This is a genomic window from Streptomyces sp. NPDC001787 (genome assembly GCF_040297465.1).
Classification (GTDB): domain Bacteria; phylum Actinomycetota; class Actinomycetes; order Streptomycetales; family Streptomycetaceae; genus Streptomyces.
In genome coordinates this window covers 107,726-123,767 of sequence record NZ_JBEOZE010000025.1, presented here as the reverse complement: position 1 = coordinate 123,767, position 16,042 = coordinate 107,726, and the positions used below count along the sequence as shown (strand labels likewise).

At 69.8% G+C, this 16,042-nt stretch carries 12 protein-coding genes; 11 read left to right on the top strand and 1 reads right to left on the bottom strand.

The window, feature by feature from the left end:
• Positions 1 to 17: 17 nt before the first annotated feature.
• The 11 genes from nuoE to recQ all read left to right on the top strand — a co-directional run bounded on the left by nuoE (position 18) and on the right by recQ (position 15,242).
• The gene (nuoE, locus tag ABT170_RS29365) at positions 18 to 854 is read left to right on the top strand and encodes an NADH-quinone oxidoreductase subunit NuoE (RefSeq protein WP_329940767.1); all 837 of its coding nucleotides are present in this window, start codon (positions 18 to 20) and stop codon (positions 852 to 854) included.
• Complete coding sequence (gene nuoF, locus ABT170_RS29360) at positions 854 to 2,218, top strand: NADH-quinone oxidoreductase subunit NuoF (protein ID WP_329940740.1); 1,365 nt, start codon at positions 854 to 856, stop codon at positions 2,216 to 2,218. The genes nuoE and nuoF overlap by 1 nt, the downstream gene beginning before the upstream one ends.
• Positions 2,215 to 4,725, top strand: a complete 2,511-nt coding sequence (locus tag ABT170_RS29355; RefSeq protein ID WP_351872335.1) for an NADH-quinone oxidoreductase subunit G — start codon at positions 2,215 to 2,217, stop codon at positions 4,723 to 4,725. The genes nuoF and ABT170_RS29355 overlap by 4 nt, the downstream gene beginning before the upstream one ends.
• Complete coding sequence (gene nuoH, locus ABT170_RS29350; protein WP_266931819.1) at positions 4,722 to 6,125, top strand: NADH-quinone oxidoreductase subunit NuoH; 1,404 nt, start codon at positions 4,722 to 4,724, stop codon at positions 6,123 to 6,125. The genes ABT170_RS29355 and nuoH overlap by 4 nt, the downstream gene beginning before the upstream one ends.
• On the top strand, positions 6,118 to 6,801 hold the full coding sequence (nuoI, locus tag ABT170_RS29345) for an NADH-quinone oxidoreductase subunit NuoI (protein ID WP_443034212.1): 684 nt from the start codon (positions 6,118 to 6,120) through the stop codon (positions 6,799 to 6,801). Before nuoH ends, nuoI begins: the two co-directional genes overlap by 8 nt.
• The gene (locus tag ABT170_RS29340; RefSeq protein WP_329940743.1) at positions 6,798 to 7,625 is read left to right on the top strand and encodes an NADH-quinone oxidoreductase subunit J; all 828 of its coding nucleotides are present in this window, start codon (positions 6,798 to 6,800) and stop codon (positions 7,623 to 7,625) included. The genes nuoI and ABT170_RS29340 overlap by 4 nt, the downstream gene beginning before the upstream one ends.
• The gene (gene nuoK, locus ABT170_RS29335; RefSeq protein ID WP_073718458.1) at positions 7,622 to 7,921 is read left to right on the top strand and encodes an NADH-quinone oxidoreductase subunit NuoK; all 300 of its coding nucleotides are present in this window, start codon (positions 7,622 to 7,624) and stop codon (positions 7,919 to 7,921) included. The genes ABT170_RS29340 and nuoK overlap by 4 nt, the downstream gene beginning before the upstream one ends.
• Before the next feature lie 13 nt (positions 7,922 to 7,934).
• The gene (nuoL, locus tag ABT170_RS29330) at positions 7,935 to 9,830 is read left to right on the top strand and encodes an NADH-quinone oxidoreductase subunit L (protein WP_329940744.1); all 1,896 of its coding nucleotides are present in this window, start codon (positions 7,935 to 7,937) and stop codon (positions 9,828 to 9,830) included.
• A gap of 5 nt (positions 9,831 to 9,835) precedes the next feature.
• The gene (locus ABT170_RS29325) at positions 9,836 to 11,407 is read left to right on the top strand and encodes an NADH-quinone oxidoreductase subunit M (RefSeq protein WP_329940745.1); all 1,572 of its coding nucleotides are present in this window, start codon (positions 9,836 to 9,838) and stop codon (positions 11,405 to 11,407) included.
• On the top strand, positions 11,404 to 13,065 hold the full coding sequence (nuoN, locus tag ABT170_RS29320; RefSeq protein ID WP_351872328.1) for an NADH-quinone oxidoreductase subunit NuoN: 1,662 nt from the start codon (positions 11,404 to 11,406) through the stop codon (positions 13,063 to 13,065). The genes ABT170_RS29325 and nuoN overlap by 4 nt, the downstream gene beginning before the upstream one ends.
• 137 nt (positions 13,066 to 13,202) lie before the next feature.
• Positions 13,203 to 15,242, top strand: coding sequence for a DNA helicase RecQ (gene recQ / locus ABT170_RS29315; protein ID WP_502970581.1), 2,040 nt, complete (start codon positions 13,203 to 13,205; stop codon positions 15,240 to 15,242).
• A gap of 31 nt (positions 15,243 to 15,273) precedes the next feature.
• Here the strand turns inward: recQ and ABT170_RS29310 are convergent, their stop codons facing one another.
• Positions 15,274 to 15,882 carry a Uma2 family endonuclease gene (locus tag ABT170_RS29310; protein ID WP_351872325.1) on the bottom strand — a complete coding sequence of 203 codons (609 nt, stop codon included), beginning with the start codon at positions 15,880 to 15,882 and terminating at the stop codon, positions 15,274 to 15,276.
• Positions 15,883 to 16,042: the final 160 nt, after the last annotated feature.

Below are 16,042 nucleotides of genomic sequence, written 5' to 3'. Positions count from 1 at the left end.
AAGAGGTCAGTCTGGGGATGCCGCAGCTCCCCGCCCCCGCCTACCCGGCCGACGTGCGCGCCCGGCTCGAAGCGGACGCGAAGGAGGTGATCGCCCGCTACCCCGACAGCCGCTCCGCGCTGCTGCCGCTCCTCCACCTGGTGCAGGCCGAGGAAGGGTACGTCTCCCGTACGGGCATGGCCTTCTGCGCCGAACTGCTCGGCCTCACCACCGCCGAGGTCACCGCGGTCGCGACCTTCTACACCATGTACCGGCGCAGGCCCAGCGGTGAGTACCAGGTCGGCGTCTGCACCAACACCCTGTGCGCCGTCATGGGCGGCGACGCCATCTTCGACCGGCTGAAGGACCACCTCGGGGTCGGCAACGACGAGACCACCGAGGACGGCAAGGTCACGCTCGAACACATCGAGTGCAACGCGGCCTGCGACTTCGCCCCCGTCGTGATGGTCAACTGGGAGTTCTTCGACAACCAGACGCCCGAGAGCGCGACTCGGCTCGTCGACGACCTGATCGCCGGACGCACCGTCGAACCCACCCGCGGCGCCCCGCTCTGCTCGTACAAGGAGACGTCGCGCATCCTGGCCGGCTTTCCCGACGAGCGCCCGGGAGCCGTCGGCGCGAGCGGCGGCGCGGGCCCCGCCTCGCTGATCGGGCTCAGGCTCGCCAAGGGCGAGGCCGCCCCGCAGGCCCGGGTCGTCTCGCCGCGCGGCGAGACGCACGGCGGCGCCCCCGGCGGCGCGCAGCCCCACGACGCCTCGCCGTCCGAGCACCTCAGCTCTCATGACGCACCACAGCAGACCTCGGCCTCCGACCCGGAGCACCCGGCCGGGCCCGCAGCCGAGGAGGGGGAGTGATGACCTTGGCCGCCGAGATCAACGAGAACGGGACCAGCCCCGAGAAGCTGCTCTCGCCCGTACTCTCCGCCTTCTGGGACGAGCCCGAGTCCTGGACGCTGGACACCTACCTGCGCCACGACGGGTATCAGGGACTGCGCAAGGCGCTGGCCATGTCGCCCGACGACCTCATCGCGTACGTCAAGGACTCCGGTCTGCGCGGACGCGGCGGCGCGGGCTTCCCCACCGGGATGAAGTGGCAGTTCATCCCGCAGGGCGACGGCAAGCCGCACTACCTGGTCGTCAACGCCGACGAGTCGGAGCCCGGGACCTGCAAGGACATCCCGCTCCTCTTCGCCAACCCGCACAGCCTCATCGAGGGCATGGTGATCGCCTGCTACGCGATCCGCTCCTCGCACGCCTTCATCTATCTGCGCGGTGAAGTGGTCCCCGTGCTGCGGCGCCTGCACGAGGCCGTGCGCGAGGCCTACGAGGCGGGGTATCTGGGGAAGGACATCCTGGGTTCGGGTCTCGACCTGGAACTCACGGTGCACGCGGGTGCCGGCGCGTACATCTGCGGTGAGGAAACCGCGCTGCTCGACTCGCTCGAAGGACGGCGTGGCCAGCCCCGGCTGCGTCCCCCCTTCCCCGCCGTCGCCGGTCTGTACGCCTGCCCCACCGTGGTGAACAACGTCGAGTCCATCGCCTCGGTTCCCGCGATCCTGAACAAGGGCAAGGACTGGTTCAAGTCGATGGGCAGCGAGAAGTCCCCGGGCTTCACGCTGTACTCGCTGAGCGGGCACGTCACCAGTCCCGGCCAGTACGAGGCCCCGCTCGGCATCACCCTGCGTCAGCTGCTCGACATGAGCGGCGGCATCCGGGCCGGTCACCGCCTGAAGTTCTGGACCCCGGGCGGCTCCTCCACCCCGATGTTCACCGACGAACACCTCGACGTCCCCCTGGACTACGAGGGCGTCGGCGCCGCCGGGTCGATGCTCGGCACCAAGGCGCTCCAGTGCTTCGACGAGACGACCTGTGTCGTACGGGCCGTCACCCGGTGGACCGAGTTCTACGCCCATGAGTCCTGCGGCAAGTGCACACCCTGCCGCGAGGGCACGTACTGGCTCGTCCAGCTGCTGCGCGACATCGAGGCCGGCAAGGGCCGGATGTCCGACCTCGACAAGCTCAACGACATCGCCGACAACATCAACGGCAAGTCCTTCTGCGCCCTCGGCGACGGCGCCGCCTCGCCGATCTTCTCCTCGCTGAAGTACTTCCGCGAGGAGTACGAGCAGCACATCACGGGCAAGGGCTGCCCCTTCGATCCCGCCAAGTCGACCGTCTGGGCCGACGACAAGAACACTCACCGGGGGGTGAACGCATGACAGTCACCACGAGTGCGCCCTCCGGGGGCGGCGAGGCGGCTCTCCCGCCCGAGGACCTTGTCACGCTGACCATCGACGGCATCGAGATCAGCGTCCCCAAGGGCACCCTGGTCATCCGGGCGGCCGAGCTCCTCGGCATCGAGATCCCGCGCTTCTGCGACCACCCGCTCCTCGACCCGGCCGGCGCCTGCCGCCAGTGCATCGTCGAGGTCGAGGGCCAGCGCAAGCCGATGGCGTCCTGCACCATCACGTGCACCGACGGCATGGTCGTGAAGTCGCAGATCTCCTCGCCGGTCGCGGAGAAGGCCCAGAAGGGGGTGATGGAGCTCCTGCTCATCAACCACCCGCTGGACTGCCCCGTCTGCGACAAGGGCGGCGAGTGCCCGCTCCAGAACCAGGCGATGTCGCACGGCGACAGCGACTCCCGCTTCGACGGCAGGAAGCGCACCTTCGAGAAGCCCGTCCCGATCTCCACCCAGGTACTGCTGGACCGTGAGCGGTGCGTGCTCTGCGCGCGCTGCACCCGGTTCTCCAACCAGGTGGCGGGCGACCCGATGATCGAGCTGATCGAGCGAGGCGCGCTCCAGCAGGTCGGCACCGGGCAGGGCGACCCGTTCGAGTCGTACTTCTCCGGCAACACCATCCAGATCTGCCCGGTCGGCGCGCTGACCTCGGCGGCGTACCGGTTCCGCTCCCGCCCCTTCGACCTGGTGTCGACGCCCTCGGTGTGCGAGCACTGCGCGGGCGGCTGCGCGACCCGTACCGATCACCGGCGCGGCAAGGTCATGCGGCGCCTCGCGGCCAACGAGCCCGAGGTCAACGAGGAATGGCTCTGCGACAAGGGGCGGTTCGGCTTCCGTTACGCCCAGCAGCGCGACCGGCTCACCCACCCGCTCGTGCGCAACGCGGACGGTGTGCTGGAACCGGCGGGCTGGCCCGAGGCGCTGGCCGCCGCGGCCGCCGGTCTCGGCGCCGCGCGCGGCAGGACCGGGGTCCTGACCGGCGGCCGGCTGACCGTCGAGGACGCCTACGCCTACAGCAAGTTCGCCCGGGTGGCCCTCGACACCAACGACATCGACTTCCGGGCCCGTGTCCACAGCAGCGAGGAGGCCGACTTCCTGGCCGCCCGTGTCGCCGGACGCGGACGCGACCTGGACGGCGACGGGGTCACGTACACCTCGCTGGAGAAGGCCCCGGCCGTGCTGCTGGCCGGGTTCGAGTCCGAGGAGGAGGCCCCCGGAGTCTTCCTGCGGCTGCGCAAGGCGCACCGCAAGCACGGCCAGCGCACCTTCGCCCTCGCCTCGCACGCCTCACGCGGTCTGGAGAAGACGGGCGGCACGCTGCTTCCCGCCGCCCCCGGTACCGAGACCGAATGGCTGGACGCGCTCGCGGGCGGGGTCGGGCTGGACGGCGAAGGTTCCGCGGCGGCCGAGGCGCTGCGCGGTGAGGGCTCCGTGATCGTGGTGGGCGAGCGGCTGGCGGGGGTACCCGGTGCGCTGAGCGCCGCCGTACGGACCGCTGCCGCGACCGGCGCCGCGCTCGTGTGGATCCCGCGCCGGGCCGGCGAGCGCGGTGCGGTGGAGGCGGGCGCGGTCCCGTCGCTGCTGCCCGGTGGACGCCCGGCCACCGACCCGCGGGCCAGGGACGAGGTGGCCCGCGCCTGGGGCGTCGCCGAACTCCCCGCCCGCTACGGCCGCGACACCGGCCAGATCGTGGAGGCGGCGGCCACCGGCGAACTGGGCGCACTGCTCGTCGCCGGTGTCGGGGTCACCGACCTGCCCGACCCGGAGCGCGCCCTTCAGGCGCTGGACCGGGTCGGCTTCCTGGTCTCGCTGGAGCTGCGGCCCAGCGAGGTCACGGAGCGGGCGGACGTGGTCCTCCCGGTCGCCGCGGTGGCCGAGAAGCCCGGCACCTTCCTCAACTGGGAGGGCAGGGCCCGGCTGTTCGAGGCGGCGCTGAAGCCCGAGCAGATGCCCCGGACGCTCTGCCCGAGCGATGCCCGGGTGCTGCACATGCTCGCCGACGCCATGGACGTACATCTCGCACTGCCCGACCTGAAGTCGGCCCGGCGCGAGCTGGACCGGCTCGGCGGGGGGCAGGGCGGTCACGCCCAGGACCCGAGGGAGCCGGCGCAGCCGCTGCCCCGGCCCGGCGACGGCGAGGCGGTCCTCGCGGGCCACCGGATGCTGCTGGACCTGGGCAGCCTCCAGGAGGGCGACACGGCGCTGGCCGGGACCCGGCACGCGGCCGTCGCCCGGCTCTCGGCCACCACGGCGGCCGAGTCCGGGGTGAAGGACGGCGACCTGCTGGCCGTCACCGGACCCACCGGCACCGTCGAACTTCCCCTGAAGGTCACCGACATGCCGGACCGGGTGGTCTGGGTGCCGCTGAACTCCGTCGGGCGAGGCATCCCCGGTGACACCGGCGCACGCCCCGGCGGCCTGGTGCGGATCGGCCCCGCCGCCGCACCCGGTGCTCCCGTCGAACCATCGGAGGTACGAGCGTGACTGGCCTCGCCGCACTCGCGACGGCACCGCACGGTGCCCCTCTCGCCGCCGAGGATCTCTCGATGTTCGGCACCGACCCCTGGTGGCTCGTCGTCATCAAGGCGGTCTTCTGCTTCGCGTTCCTGATGGTGACCGTGCTGTTCTCCATCGTGTGGGAGCGCAAGGTCGTCGCCTGGATGCAGCTGCGCATCGGGCCCAACCGGCACGGACCCTGGGGCATGCTCCAGTCGCTCGCCGACGGCGTCAAACTGATGCTGAAGGAAGACGTCATCGTCAAGCGGGCGGACAAGGTCGTCTACGTCCTCGCGCCGATCGTCGCGGCCATTCCGGCGTTCATGGCGATCGCCGTGATCCCGTTCGGCCCGTCCGGCAACGAGGTCTCGATCTTCGGCCACCGTACGACGATGCAGCTGACCGACCTGCCGATCGCGATGCTGTACATCCTCGCGGTCGCCTCGGTCGGCATCTACGGCATCGTGCTGGCGGGCTGGTCCTCCGGATCGACGTACCCGCTGCTCGGCGGGCTCCGGTCCTGCGCCCAGATGATCAGCTACGAGATCGCGATGGGTGCCGCGTTCGCCTCGGTCTTCCTCTACTCCGGGTCGATGTCGACATCGAAGATCGTGGAGGCGCAGGAGGACCGCTGGTTCATCATCCTGCTGCCGGTCTCCTTCATCATCTACATCGTCACGATGGTCGGCGAGACGAACCGCGCCCCGTTCGACATGCCGGAGTCCGAGGGCGACCTCGTCGGCGGCTTCAACACCGAGTACTCGTCGATCAAGTTCGCGATGTTCATGCTGGCCGAGTACGTCAACATGGTCACCGTCTCCGCGGTCTCCGTGACCCTCTTCCTCGGCGGCTGGCGGGCTCCGTACCCGATCAGCACCTTCTGGGAGGGCGCGAACCACGGCTGGTGGCCGATGCTCTGGTTCGTCATCAAGGTCCAGCTGCTGCTGTTCTTCTTCATCTGGCTGCGCGGCACGCTGCCCCGTGTCCGCTACGACCAGCTGATGAAGCTCGGCTGGAAGGTCCTGATCCCGGTCTCCGTGGTCTGGCTGATGCTCGTCGCCACGGTCCGCGCGCTGCGCAACGAGGGCTACGACTTCTCCCGGATCGTGCTGTACGTCGCCGGGGCCGTGATCGCGGTCCTGCTGATCTCCTTCGTCGTCGACATCTTCCGCGACCGCAAGGCGAAGGCCGAGGAGGCGGCGGCCGGACCGGAGCCCGCGTTCGACCCGATGGCGGGCGGATTCCCGGTGCCGCCGCTGCCCGGACAGACCCTGCCGACCGTGCCGCGCCGCAGGCCACGACGCGAGCGGGAGCTCGTTGTCAGTGGTGGGCCGGATACTCAGAGTGACGGAAATGCGAGTGACGGAAAGGAGGCTGACGGTGTCTGAGTCATCAGAGCCCAGGGGTTCGAGCGAACCCACAGGGTCCTCGGGGTCCTCGGGGGACAAGTTCCAGAACCCCGTGGCCGGCTTCGGTGTGACCTTCAAGGCCATGTTCAAGAAGCGGCTGACCGAGCAGTACCCGGAAACGCAGAAGGTGACCGCGCCCCGCTTCCACGGCCGCCACCAGCTCAACCGTCATCCGGACGGCCTGGAGAAGTGCATCGGCTGCGAGCTGTGCGCCTGGGCGTGTCCGGCGGACGCCATCTACGTGGAGGGCGCGGACAACACCGAGGAGGAGCGCTACTCCCCCGGGGAGCGCTACGGCCGCGTCTACCAGATCAACTACGCGCGCTGCATCCTCTGCGGACTGTGCATCGAGGCCTGCCCGACCAGGGCGCTGACGATGACGAACGAGTTCGAGCTCGCCAACACCACCCGCGAGAGCCTCATCTACACCAAGGACGAGCTCCTCGCGGGGCTGGAGGAAGGCATGGTCGACAGCCCGCACGCGATCTTCCCGGGCATGGACGAACAGGACTACTACCGCGGCCTGGTGACCGAGGCCGCCCCCGGTACGGAGCGCCAGCGCGCCGTGTCCAAGGGCGAGGACGGGAAGTCCTCGGAGTCCGCCGAATCCGCCGACGGCGGAGTCGGCCGGCAGGACAAGGCGGTGGACGCATGACCGGCCTGGCAGCGGTGGCCTCGACCACCTCGACCGGCGAGGCCGTCCAGTTCTGGGTGCTGGGCACCGTCGCCGTGATCGGCGCGCTGTCCACCGTCCTGATGAAGAAGGCCGTGCACAGCGCTCTCTCGCTCGCCGGGACCATGATCGTCCTGGCCGTCTTCTACCTCGCCAACGGCGCGTACTTCCTGGGCATCGTCCAGGTCGTCGTCTACACCGGCGCGATCATGATGCTGTTCCTCTTCGTGGTCATGCTCGTCGGTGTCACGGCCGCGGACTCGCTCAAGGAAACCCTCAAGGGGCAGCGCTGGCTGGCCGCGGGCTGCGGACTCGGCTTCGGTGTCCTGCTCGTCGCGGGCATCGGCAACGCCTCCCTGAACAGTTTCAACGGGCTCGGCGCCGCCAACGCCAAGCACGGCGGGAATGTCGAGGGGCTCGCCAACCTGATCTTCACGAAGTACGTCTTCGCGTTCGAGATCACCGGCGCCCTGCTGATCACCGCGACCGTCGGCGCGATGGTGCTCACCCACCGCGAGCGCACCGAACGGGCCAAGAGCCAGCGGGAGATGTCCGAGGAGCGCGTGCGCAGCAGCCAGCTCCCGCCGCTGCCCGCCCCCGGCGTCTACGCCCGGCACAACGCGGTGGACATCGCCGGTCTGCTCCCGGACGGCACCCCGTCCGAGCTCACCGTCATGCGGACGCTGCGCGAGCGCGGCCAGATCCGCGATGTGTCGCACGAGGCGCTCGCCGACCTCAAGGCGCTGGAGCAGCGCTCGGAGGAACGGCTCGGCCGTGACAACGAAGAAGAGGAGGTCGCCAAGTGAATCCGGTCAACTACCTCTACCTCGCGGCCCTGTTGTTCACCATCGGCGCGTCCGGGGTGCTGATCAGGCGGAACGCGATCGTGGTGTTCATGTGTGTGGAGCTGATGCTCAACGCGTGCAACCTCGCGTTCGTCACGTTCTCCCGGATGCACGGCAATCTCGACGGGCAGATCGTCGCGTTCTTCACGATGGTCGTCGCCGCCGCGGAAGTCGTCGTCGGGCTCGCGATCATCGTGTCGCTGTTCCGCTCCCGCCACTCGGCCTCGGTCGACGACGCCAGCCTGATGAAGCTGTAAGGGGTCGGAAATCGTGGAGAACCTGATTGCGCTGCTCGTCGCGGCGCCCCTGCTCGGAGCGGCGGTGCTGCTGTGCGGCGGCCGTCGGCTGGACCGCGCCGGACACTGGCTCGGCACACTGCTCGCCGCCGCCTCGTTCGTCGTCGGAGTCGTACTCTTCCTCGACATGCTGGGCAAGGGGGCCGAGGACCGGGCCCTGCACCAGAAGCTGTTCAGCTGGATTCCGGTCGAGGGCTTCCAGGCCGACATCGCCTTCCAGCTCGACCAGCTGTCGATGACGTTCGTGCTGCTGATCACGGGTGTGGGCACGCTGATCCACATCTACTCCATCGGCTACATGGAGCACGACGAGCGCAGGCGCCGCTTCTTCGGCTATCTGAACCTGTTCCTCGCGGCGATGCTCGTGCTCGTCATCGCCGACAACTACCTGCTGCTGTACGTCGGGTGGGAGGGCGTCGGCCTGGCGTCGTACCTGCTGATCGGTTTCTGGCAGCACAAGCCCAGCGCGGCCACCGCCGCCAAGAAGGCCTTCCTGGTCAACCGGGTCGGCGACATGGGCCTGTCGATCGCCATCATGCTGATGTTCACCACCTTCGGCACCTTCACCTTCGGCCCGGTGCTGGAGGCGACCGGTGAGACGAGCCAGGGCAAGCTGACGGCCATCGGCCTGATGCTGCTGCTCGCCGCCTGCGGCAAGTCGGCCCAGGTGCCGCTCCAGTCGTGGCTCGGTGACGCGATGGAGGGCCCGACCCCGGTCTCCGCCCTCATCCACGCCGCCACCATGGTGACCGCGGGTGTCTATCTCATCGTCAGGTCCGGCGCGATCTTCAACGAGGCCCCGGACGCGCAGATGGTCGTCGTCATCGTCGGTGCCGTCACGCTCCTGTTCGGTGCGATCGTCGGTTGCGCGAAGGACGACATCAAGAAGGCGCTCGCCGGCTCGACGATGTCGCAGATCGGCTACATGATCCTGGCCGCGGGCCTCGGCCCCATCGGCTACGTCTTCGCGATCATGCACCTGGTGACGCACGGCTTCTTCAAGGCCGGGCTCTTCCTCGGTGCCGGTTCGGTCATGCACGGCATGAACGACGAGGTCGACATGCGCAAGTACGGCGGCCTGCGGAAGTACATGCCGGTCACCTTCATCACCTTCGGACTCGGCTATCTCGCGATCATCGGCTTCCCCGGTCTGTCCGGCTTCTTCTCCAAGGACAAGATCATCGAGGCGGCCTTCGCCAAGGGCGGCACGGAGGGCTGGATCCTGGGCTCGGTCGCCCTGCTGGGCGCCGCGATCACCGCGTTCTACATGACCCGTGTGATGCTGCTGACGTTCTTCGGCGAGAAGCGCTGGCAGCCGGACGCCGAAGGGCACGAGCCGCACCCGCACGAGTCCCCGAAGTCGATGACGATCCCCATGATCGTGCTGGCCTTCGGTTCGGTCTTCGCCGGTGGCTTCTTCTCCATCGGCGACCGGTTCATGCACTGGCTGGAGCCCGTCACCGGACACGACCACGGCCATGCCCCGGTCAGCGCGGCCACCGTCACCGGCGCCACCATGGTGGTCCTGGTCATCGGTGTCGCCATCGCCTGGCTGATGTACGGGCGCAAGCCCGTCCCCGTCGTCGCCCCGCGCGGCTCGCTGCTCACCCGGGCCGCCCGCCGCGACCTGCTCCAGGACGACTTCAACCATGTGGTCCTGGTCCGCGGCGGCGAGCACCTCACCCGCTCCCTGGTCTATGTCGACCACACCCTGGTCGACGGTGTCGTCAACGGCACGGCCGCCTCGGTCGGCGGGCTCTCCGGCCGGCTGCGCAAGCTGCAGAACGGCTACGCCCGCTCCTACGCGGTCTCGATGTTCGGCGGTACGGCCGTGCTCATCGCCGCAACCCTGCTGATGAGGGCGGTCTGATCACCATGTCCTTTCCTCTCCTGACAGCGACGGCCGCGCTCCCGGCGATCGGTGCGATCGTCACCGCCGCCGTCCCGGCCGCGCGGCGCACCGCCGCCAAATGGCTCGCGCTGCTCTTCTCGCTGGGCACGTTCGTCCTGGCGGCCATCGTCTTCCTCCGCTTCGAACCCGGCGGCGAGCGCTACCAGCTCACCGAATCGCACGCCTGGATCGCCGACTTCGGGGTCCGGTACGAACTGGGCGTGGACGGCATCGGGGTGGCGCTCCTCGCGCTCACCGCCCTGCTGATCCCCTTCGTCATCCTGGCCGGCTGGAACGACGCCGACCCCCTGGAGACGCGCTCCTCGCGCTGGCGGCCCACCCAGGGCTTCTTCGCCCTGATCCTGATGGTCGAAGCGATGGTGATCCTCTCCTTCGAGGCCACCGACGTCTTCCTCTTCTACATCCTGTTCGAAGCCATGCTCATCCCGATGTACTTCCTCATCGGCGGCTTCGGGGACCGGGCCCACGCCGGCAGCGACGAGAACGCGGCGACGCAACGCTCGTACGCCGCGGTGAAGTTCCTCCTCTACAACCTGGCCGGCGGCCTGATCATGCTGGCCGCGGTCATCGGCCTGTACGTCGTCGCGGGGAGCTTCTCGCTCTCCGAGATCGCCGAGGCGCGGGCCAACGGCTCGCTGGAGATGGCGACCAGCACCGAACGGTGGCTGTTCCTCGGGTTCTTCTTCGCCTTCGCGGTGAAGGCCCCGCTGTGGCCGCTGCACACCTGGCTGCCCAACGCGATGGGCGAGGCGACCGCGCCGGTCGCCGTGCTGATCACCGCGATCGTCGACAAGGTCGGCACGTTCGCGATGCTCCGCTTCTGCCTCCAGCTCTTCCCGGAGGCCAGCAAGTGGGCGACGCCCGTCGTCCTCGTCCTGGCGCTGATCTCCATCGTGTACGGGGCGCTGCTCGCGGTCGGCCAGCGCGACATCAAGCGGCTGATCGCCTACGCCTCGATCTCGCACTTCGGCTTCATCATCCTGGGCATCTTCGCGATGACCAGTCAGGGCCAGTCGGGCGCCACGCTCTACATGGTCAACCACGGCATCTCGACGGCCGCGCTGCTGCTGGTCGCCGGGTTCCTGATCACCCGGCGCGGCTCGCGGCTCATCGCGGACTACGGCGGGGTGCAGAAGGTGGCACCCGTGCTGGCCGGGACCTTCCTGATCGGCGGTCTGGCCACGCTCTCGCTGCCCGGCCTCGCCCCGTTCGTCAGCGAGTTCCTGGTGCTGGTCGGCACGTTCAGCGCGTATCCGGTGGCGGGCATCGTCGCCACCTCCGGCATCGTGCTCGCCGCGCTCTACGTCCTGGTCCTCTACCAGCGCACCATGACCGGCCCGGTCAAGGCCTCGGTCCAGGGGATGCCGGACCTCAAGGCGCGGGAGCTCGTGGTGGCTCTCCCGCTGATCGCGCTGCTGGTCCTCCTGGGGGTCTTCCCGAAGCCGCTCACCGAGGTCGTCAACCCCGCGGTGCAGCACACCATGCATGACGTACAGAAGAAGGACCCCCAGCCCGAGGTGGAGGCCGCCAAGTGAGCGCAACAGCTGTCCACAGCCTGTGGACGACGGCGGGCGGGTGGACGACGGCCGCCGCGGACCAGACGTTCAAGGCGCCGACCATCGAGTACGGCCAACTGGCGCCGGTACTGATCGTGATCGGCGCCGCCGTCCTCGGCATCCTGGTCGAGGCATTCGTGCCGCGCCGGGCCCGCTACTACACGCAGGTCTTCCTGACCGTCGTGGCCCTCGCCGCCTCGTTCGCCGCGGTCGTGGCCCTCGCGGCCGACGGGTACGCCTCCGAGCCGCACCTCGCGGCCATGAAGGCCATCGCGATCGACGGCCCCACGCTGTTCCTCCAGGGCACCATCCTGCTGGTCTCGGTGGTGGCGGTCTTCACCTTCGCCGAGCGCCGGCTGGACCCCGAGTCGCACGGCAACCGGGTCGACTCCTTCGTCGCACAGGCCGGCGCCGTACCGGGCAGTGACGGCGAGAAGGCCGCGGTCAGGGCCGGTTTCACCACGACCGAGGTCTTCCCGCTGGTCCTCTTCTGCATCGCGGGCATGCTGGTCTTCCCGGCAGCCAACGATCTGCTGACCCTCTTCATCGCCCTCGAAGTCTTCTCGCTCCCGCTCTACCTCCTGTGCGCCCTCGCCCGCCGCAAGCGGCTGATGTCGCAGGAGGCCGCGGTGAAGTACTTCCTGCTCGGCGCGTTCTCCTCGGCGTTCTTCCTGTTCGGGATCGCCCTGCTGTACGGGTACGCGGGCTCCCTCTCGTACGCCCGGATCGCCGAGGTGGTCGACGGCTCCGTCCTGGAGATCGACCCGGCCCTCGCCGACACCATGGGCAACGACGTGCTGCTGCTCATCGGCGGCGCGATGGTCCTGACCGGACTGCTCTTCAAGGTCGGCGCGGTCCCGTTCCACATGTGGACCCCGGACGTCTACCAGGGTGCCCCGACGCCGGTCACCGGTTTCATGGCCGCGGCCACGAAGGTCGCCGCGTTCGGTGCGCTGCTGCGCCTGATGTACGTGGTGCTGCCGGGGCTCACCTGGGACTGGCGCCCGGTCATGTGGGGCGTGGCCATCCTCACGATGCTGGGCGGGGCGATCGTCGCGATCACCCAGACCGACATCAAGCGGATGCTGGCCTACTCCTCGGTCGCGCACGCGGGCTTCATCCTCTCGGGTGTCATCGCGACCAACCCGAACGGCATCTCCTCGGTCCTCTTCTACCTCGCCGCGTACTCCTTCGTGACGGTCGGCGCCTTCGCCGTCGTCACCCTGGTCCGCGACGCGGGCGGCGAGGCCACGCACCTGTCCAAGTGGGCCGGGCTCGGCCGGCGCTCGCCGCTGGTCGCCGCGGTCTTCGCGGTGTTCCTGCTGGCCTTCGCCGGTATCCCGCTGACCTCGGGCTTCTCCGGGAAGTTCGCGGTCTTCAAGGCGGCGGCGGAGAGCGGCGCGGGCGCGCTGGTCGTGGTCGGTGTGATCTCCTCGGCCATCGCCGCGTTCTTCTACATCCGGGTCATCGTCCTGATGTTCTTCAGCGAGCCGAAGGCGGACGGCCCGACGGTCGCCGTCCCGTCCCCGCTGACGATGACGACGATCGGTGTCGGTGTCGCGGTCACGCTGGTGCTGGGCCTGGCCCCGCAGTACTTCCTGGACCTGGCCGGTCAGGCGGGAGTGTTCGCGCGGTAGGCGGCGAGCGGCAGGCCGTCACCGACCCACCCGCCGGGCGGGCCCGATTTCCGGGCCCGTCCGGCGTTGTCACCGGGGGCGCCTATCGTGGCAGGGGACGGTGCGGGCGTAGCGCGACGGAACCCAGGGACAGAGCGATGAGCGGAACGGGCATGACCATGGATGTGACCGAGAGCGATGCGCAACGCACACTGCATCGCGTATTCGGATACGAATCGTTCCGCGGTGAGCAGGGCGCGGTCATCGAGCATGTGGTGGCGGGCGGCGACGCGGTCGTGCTCATGCCGACCGGCGGTGGCAAGTCCCTCTGCTACCAGATCCCGGCGCTGGTCAGGCCCGGCACCGGCATCGTGGTCTCGCCGCTGATCGCCCTCATGCAGGACCAGGTGGACGCCCTGCGGGCGCTCGGGGTGCGGGCCGGCTTCGTCAACTCCACCCAGGACCTCGACGAGCGCCGCTCGATGGAGGCCCAGTTCCTCGCCGGCGAACTCGACCTGCTGTACCTGGCCCCGGAGCGGCTGCGCCTGGACTCCACGCTCTCCCTGCTCGCCCGCGGCGAGATCTCCGTCTTCGCGATCGACGAGGCGCACTGTGTGGCCCAGTGGGGCCACGACTTCCGCCCCGACTACCTGGCCCTGTCCGTGCTCGGCGAGCGCTGGCCGGACGTTCCGCGGATCGCGCTGACGGCGACCGCGACCGACGCCACCCACCGGGAGATCACCCAGCGGCTGGGGATGCCCGACGCCAAGCACTTCGTCGCCAGCTTCGACCGGCCCAACATCCAGTACCGCGTCGTACCGAAGGCCGACCCGAAGAAGCAGCTGCTCACCTTCCTGAAGGAGGAGCACGACGGGGACGCGGGCATCGTCTACTGCCTGTCGCGCAACTCGACCGAGAAGACCGCCGAGTATCTCTGCCGCAACGGCATCGAGGCCGTGCCGTACCACGCGGGACTGGACGCCGGGACGCGCGCCGTCCACCAGGCGCGCTTCCTGCGCGAGGAGGGCCTGGTCGTCGTCGCGACCATCGCCTTCGGCATGGGCATCGACAAGCCGGACGTGCGCTTCGTCGCCCACCTCGACCTGCCGAAGTCCGTCGAGGGCTATTACCAGGAGACCGGCCGCGCCGGCCGTGACGGGGCGCCGTCCACGGCATGGATGGCCTACGGACTCCAGGACGTCGTCCAGCAGCGCAAGCTGATCCAGGGCGGGGAGGGCGACGAGGCGTTCCGCCGCCGGGCGGCCTCCCACCTGGACTCGATGCTGGCGCTGTGCGAGACCGTGCGGTGCCGCCGGGCCCAGCTGCTGACGTACTTCGGCCAGGAGCCCACGGCGGAGTCCTGCGGCAACTGCGACACCTGCCTCACCCCGCCCGAGACCTGGGACGGCACGGTCGTCTCGCAGAAGCTGCTGTCCACCGTGGTGCGGCTGAAGCGCGAGCGCGGGCAGAAGTTCGGCGCCGGACAGATCATCGACATCCTGCTGGGCCGCAAGACCGCGAAGGTCATCCAGTTCGACCACGACCAGCTCTCCGTCTTCGGCATCGGCGAGGAGCTGGCCGAGGCGGAGTGGCGGGGCGTCGTGCGCCAGCTGCTGGCCCAGGGGCTGCTCGCGGTCGAGGGGGAGTACGGCACGCTGGTGCTCACCGAGGACAGCGCCACCGTGCTCGGCCGGGAGCGCGAGGTGCTGCTGCGCAAGGAGCCCAAGAAGCCCACCTCCCGGTCCACGAAGAGCGAGCGCTCCTCGAAGGCGGCGGCGGCCGTCGCCGAGCTGCCCGAGTCGGCCGTCCCGGTCTTCGAGGCGCTGCGCGCCTGGCGCGGCGCGACGGCGAAGGAGCAGGGCGTCCCGGCGTACGTCATCTTCCACGACGCGACCCTGCGGGAGATCGCCGTGCTGCGCCCCGGCTCGCCGGCCGAGCTCGGCAGCATCAGCGGCCTCGGCGAGAAGAAGCTGGCGACGTACGGGGAAGGGGTGCTGGCCGTACTGGCGGAGCTGGGCCCGGCACCGGCCGAGCCGGAGCCCGCGTCCCCCGCCCCCGCCGCGGTACCGGCCGCCGCCCCGGCCCCCGCACCGACCCGGGCCGCCGCTTCCGCCGCTCGTCCGGCCGCTGCCCGTCCGGCCGTCCCGGACAGCGATCCGGAGTTCGGCTGGGACGAGGAACCGCCCGAGTACGAGTGAGTACCGGGCGGTTCGGGGCGGGGCGGTGGACCTAACCCAGGTCCACCGCCCGTCGGCGAGGGGTGATCGCGGTGAGGTCCAGATCGACGGGGAAGGGCACGGACACCTTCATCCGGTCGTGGAAGATCCCGGTCGAGGTGTAGGCGCCGGTGGCCGGTTCCCGCTCGAAGACATAGACCACGGCCCGCCCGTCGTGGTTCTCGACCCGCCAGTAGTGGGGAATGGTCGCTCGGGCGTACTTCACGGGCTTGGTCTCCCGGTCGCGCGACCGGGACTCGGGGGAGACGACCTCGACGGCCAGACGCACGGACTCGGCGGGGAACCGGGTCTGGTCCGGATCACCGATGATCTCACCGTCGATGACGATCACATCGGGCTCGGGCCGGTTGTAGCGGTCGATGTCGATGGTGAATTCGCGCACCACCTCCAGCTCGGGCGGGGCGAGCGACTGCAGCTGCCATTCGAAAAAGCTGACTGCCCGTGAATGGAACAAGGTCTGCGGACTCACGAAAACGAGGCTCCCGTCGATCAGCTCCGTGTGCGGAGGCAGATTCGGGAGTGTGTCCAGGTCATCGGCGGTCCAGCCGCCCTCGGGCGGAACCGCCCACCGCGGCTCGGGGGCCTCGGGTTCGACGCTCATCAGTGCTCCCATGGGACGGAGTCTCGCGGGTCCGACCAGCGTATCCGCCGGGAACCGGACGCGGCTCCCCCGAACGTGTGAACGCATCGCGCGCCGCTGACCACCGGTCCTGCCCGCCCCGCACCCGCTCCCCGGCACCCCCGCCCGTGCGGGGTTCGGC

What these genes read in the sequence shown, in the direction of transcription:
- nuoE (WP_329940767.1), top strand. Translation starts at nt 18, where the DNA reads ATGCCGCAGCTCCCCGCCCCCGCCTACCCGGCCGACGTGCGCGCCCGG.
- nuoF (WP_329940740.1), top strand. Translation starts at nt 854, where the DNA reads ATGACCTTGGCCGCCGAGATCAACGAGAACGGGACCAGCCCCGAGAAG.
- ABT170_RS29355 (WP_351872335.1), top strand. Translation starts at nt 2,215, where the DNA reads ATGACAGTCACCACGAGTGCGCCCTCCGGGGGCGGCGAGGCGGCTCTC.
- ABT170_RS29340 (WP_329940743.1), top strand. Translation starts at nt 6,798, where the DNA reads ATGACCGGCCTGGCAGCGGTGGCCTCGACCACCTCGACCGGCGAGGCC.
- ABT170_RS29325 (WP_329940745.1), top strand. Translation starts at nt 9,836, where the DNA reads ATGTCCTTTCCTCTCCTGACAGCGACGGCCGCGCTCCCGGCGATCGGT.
- recQ (WP_502970581.1), top strand. Translation starts at nt 13,203, where the DNA reads ATGAGCGGAACGGGCATGACCATGGATGTGACCGAGAGCGATGCGCAA.
- ABT170_RS29310 (WP_351872325.1), bottom strand. Translation starts at nt 15,882, where the DNA reads ATGAGCGTCGAACCCGAGGCCCCCGAGCCGCGGTGGGCGGTTCCGCCC.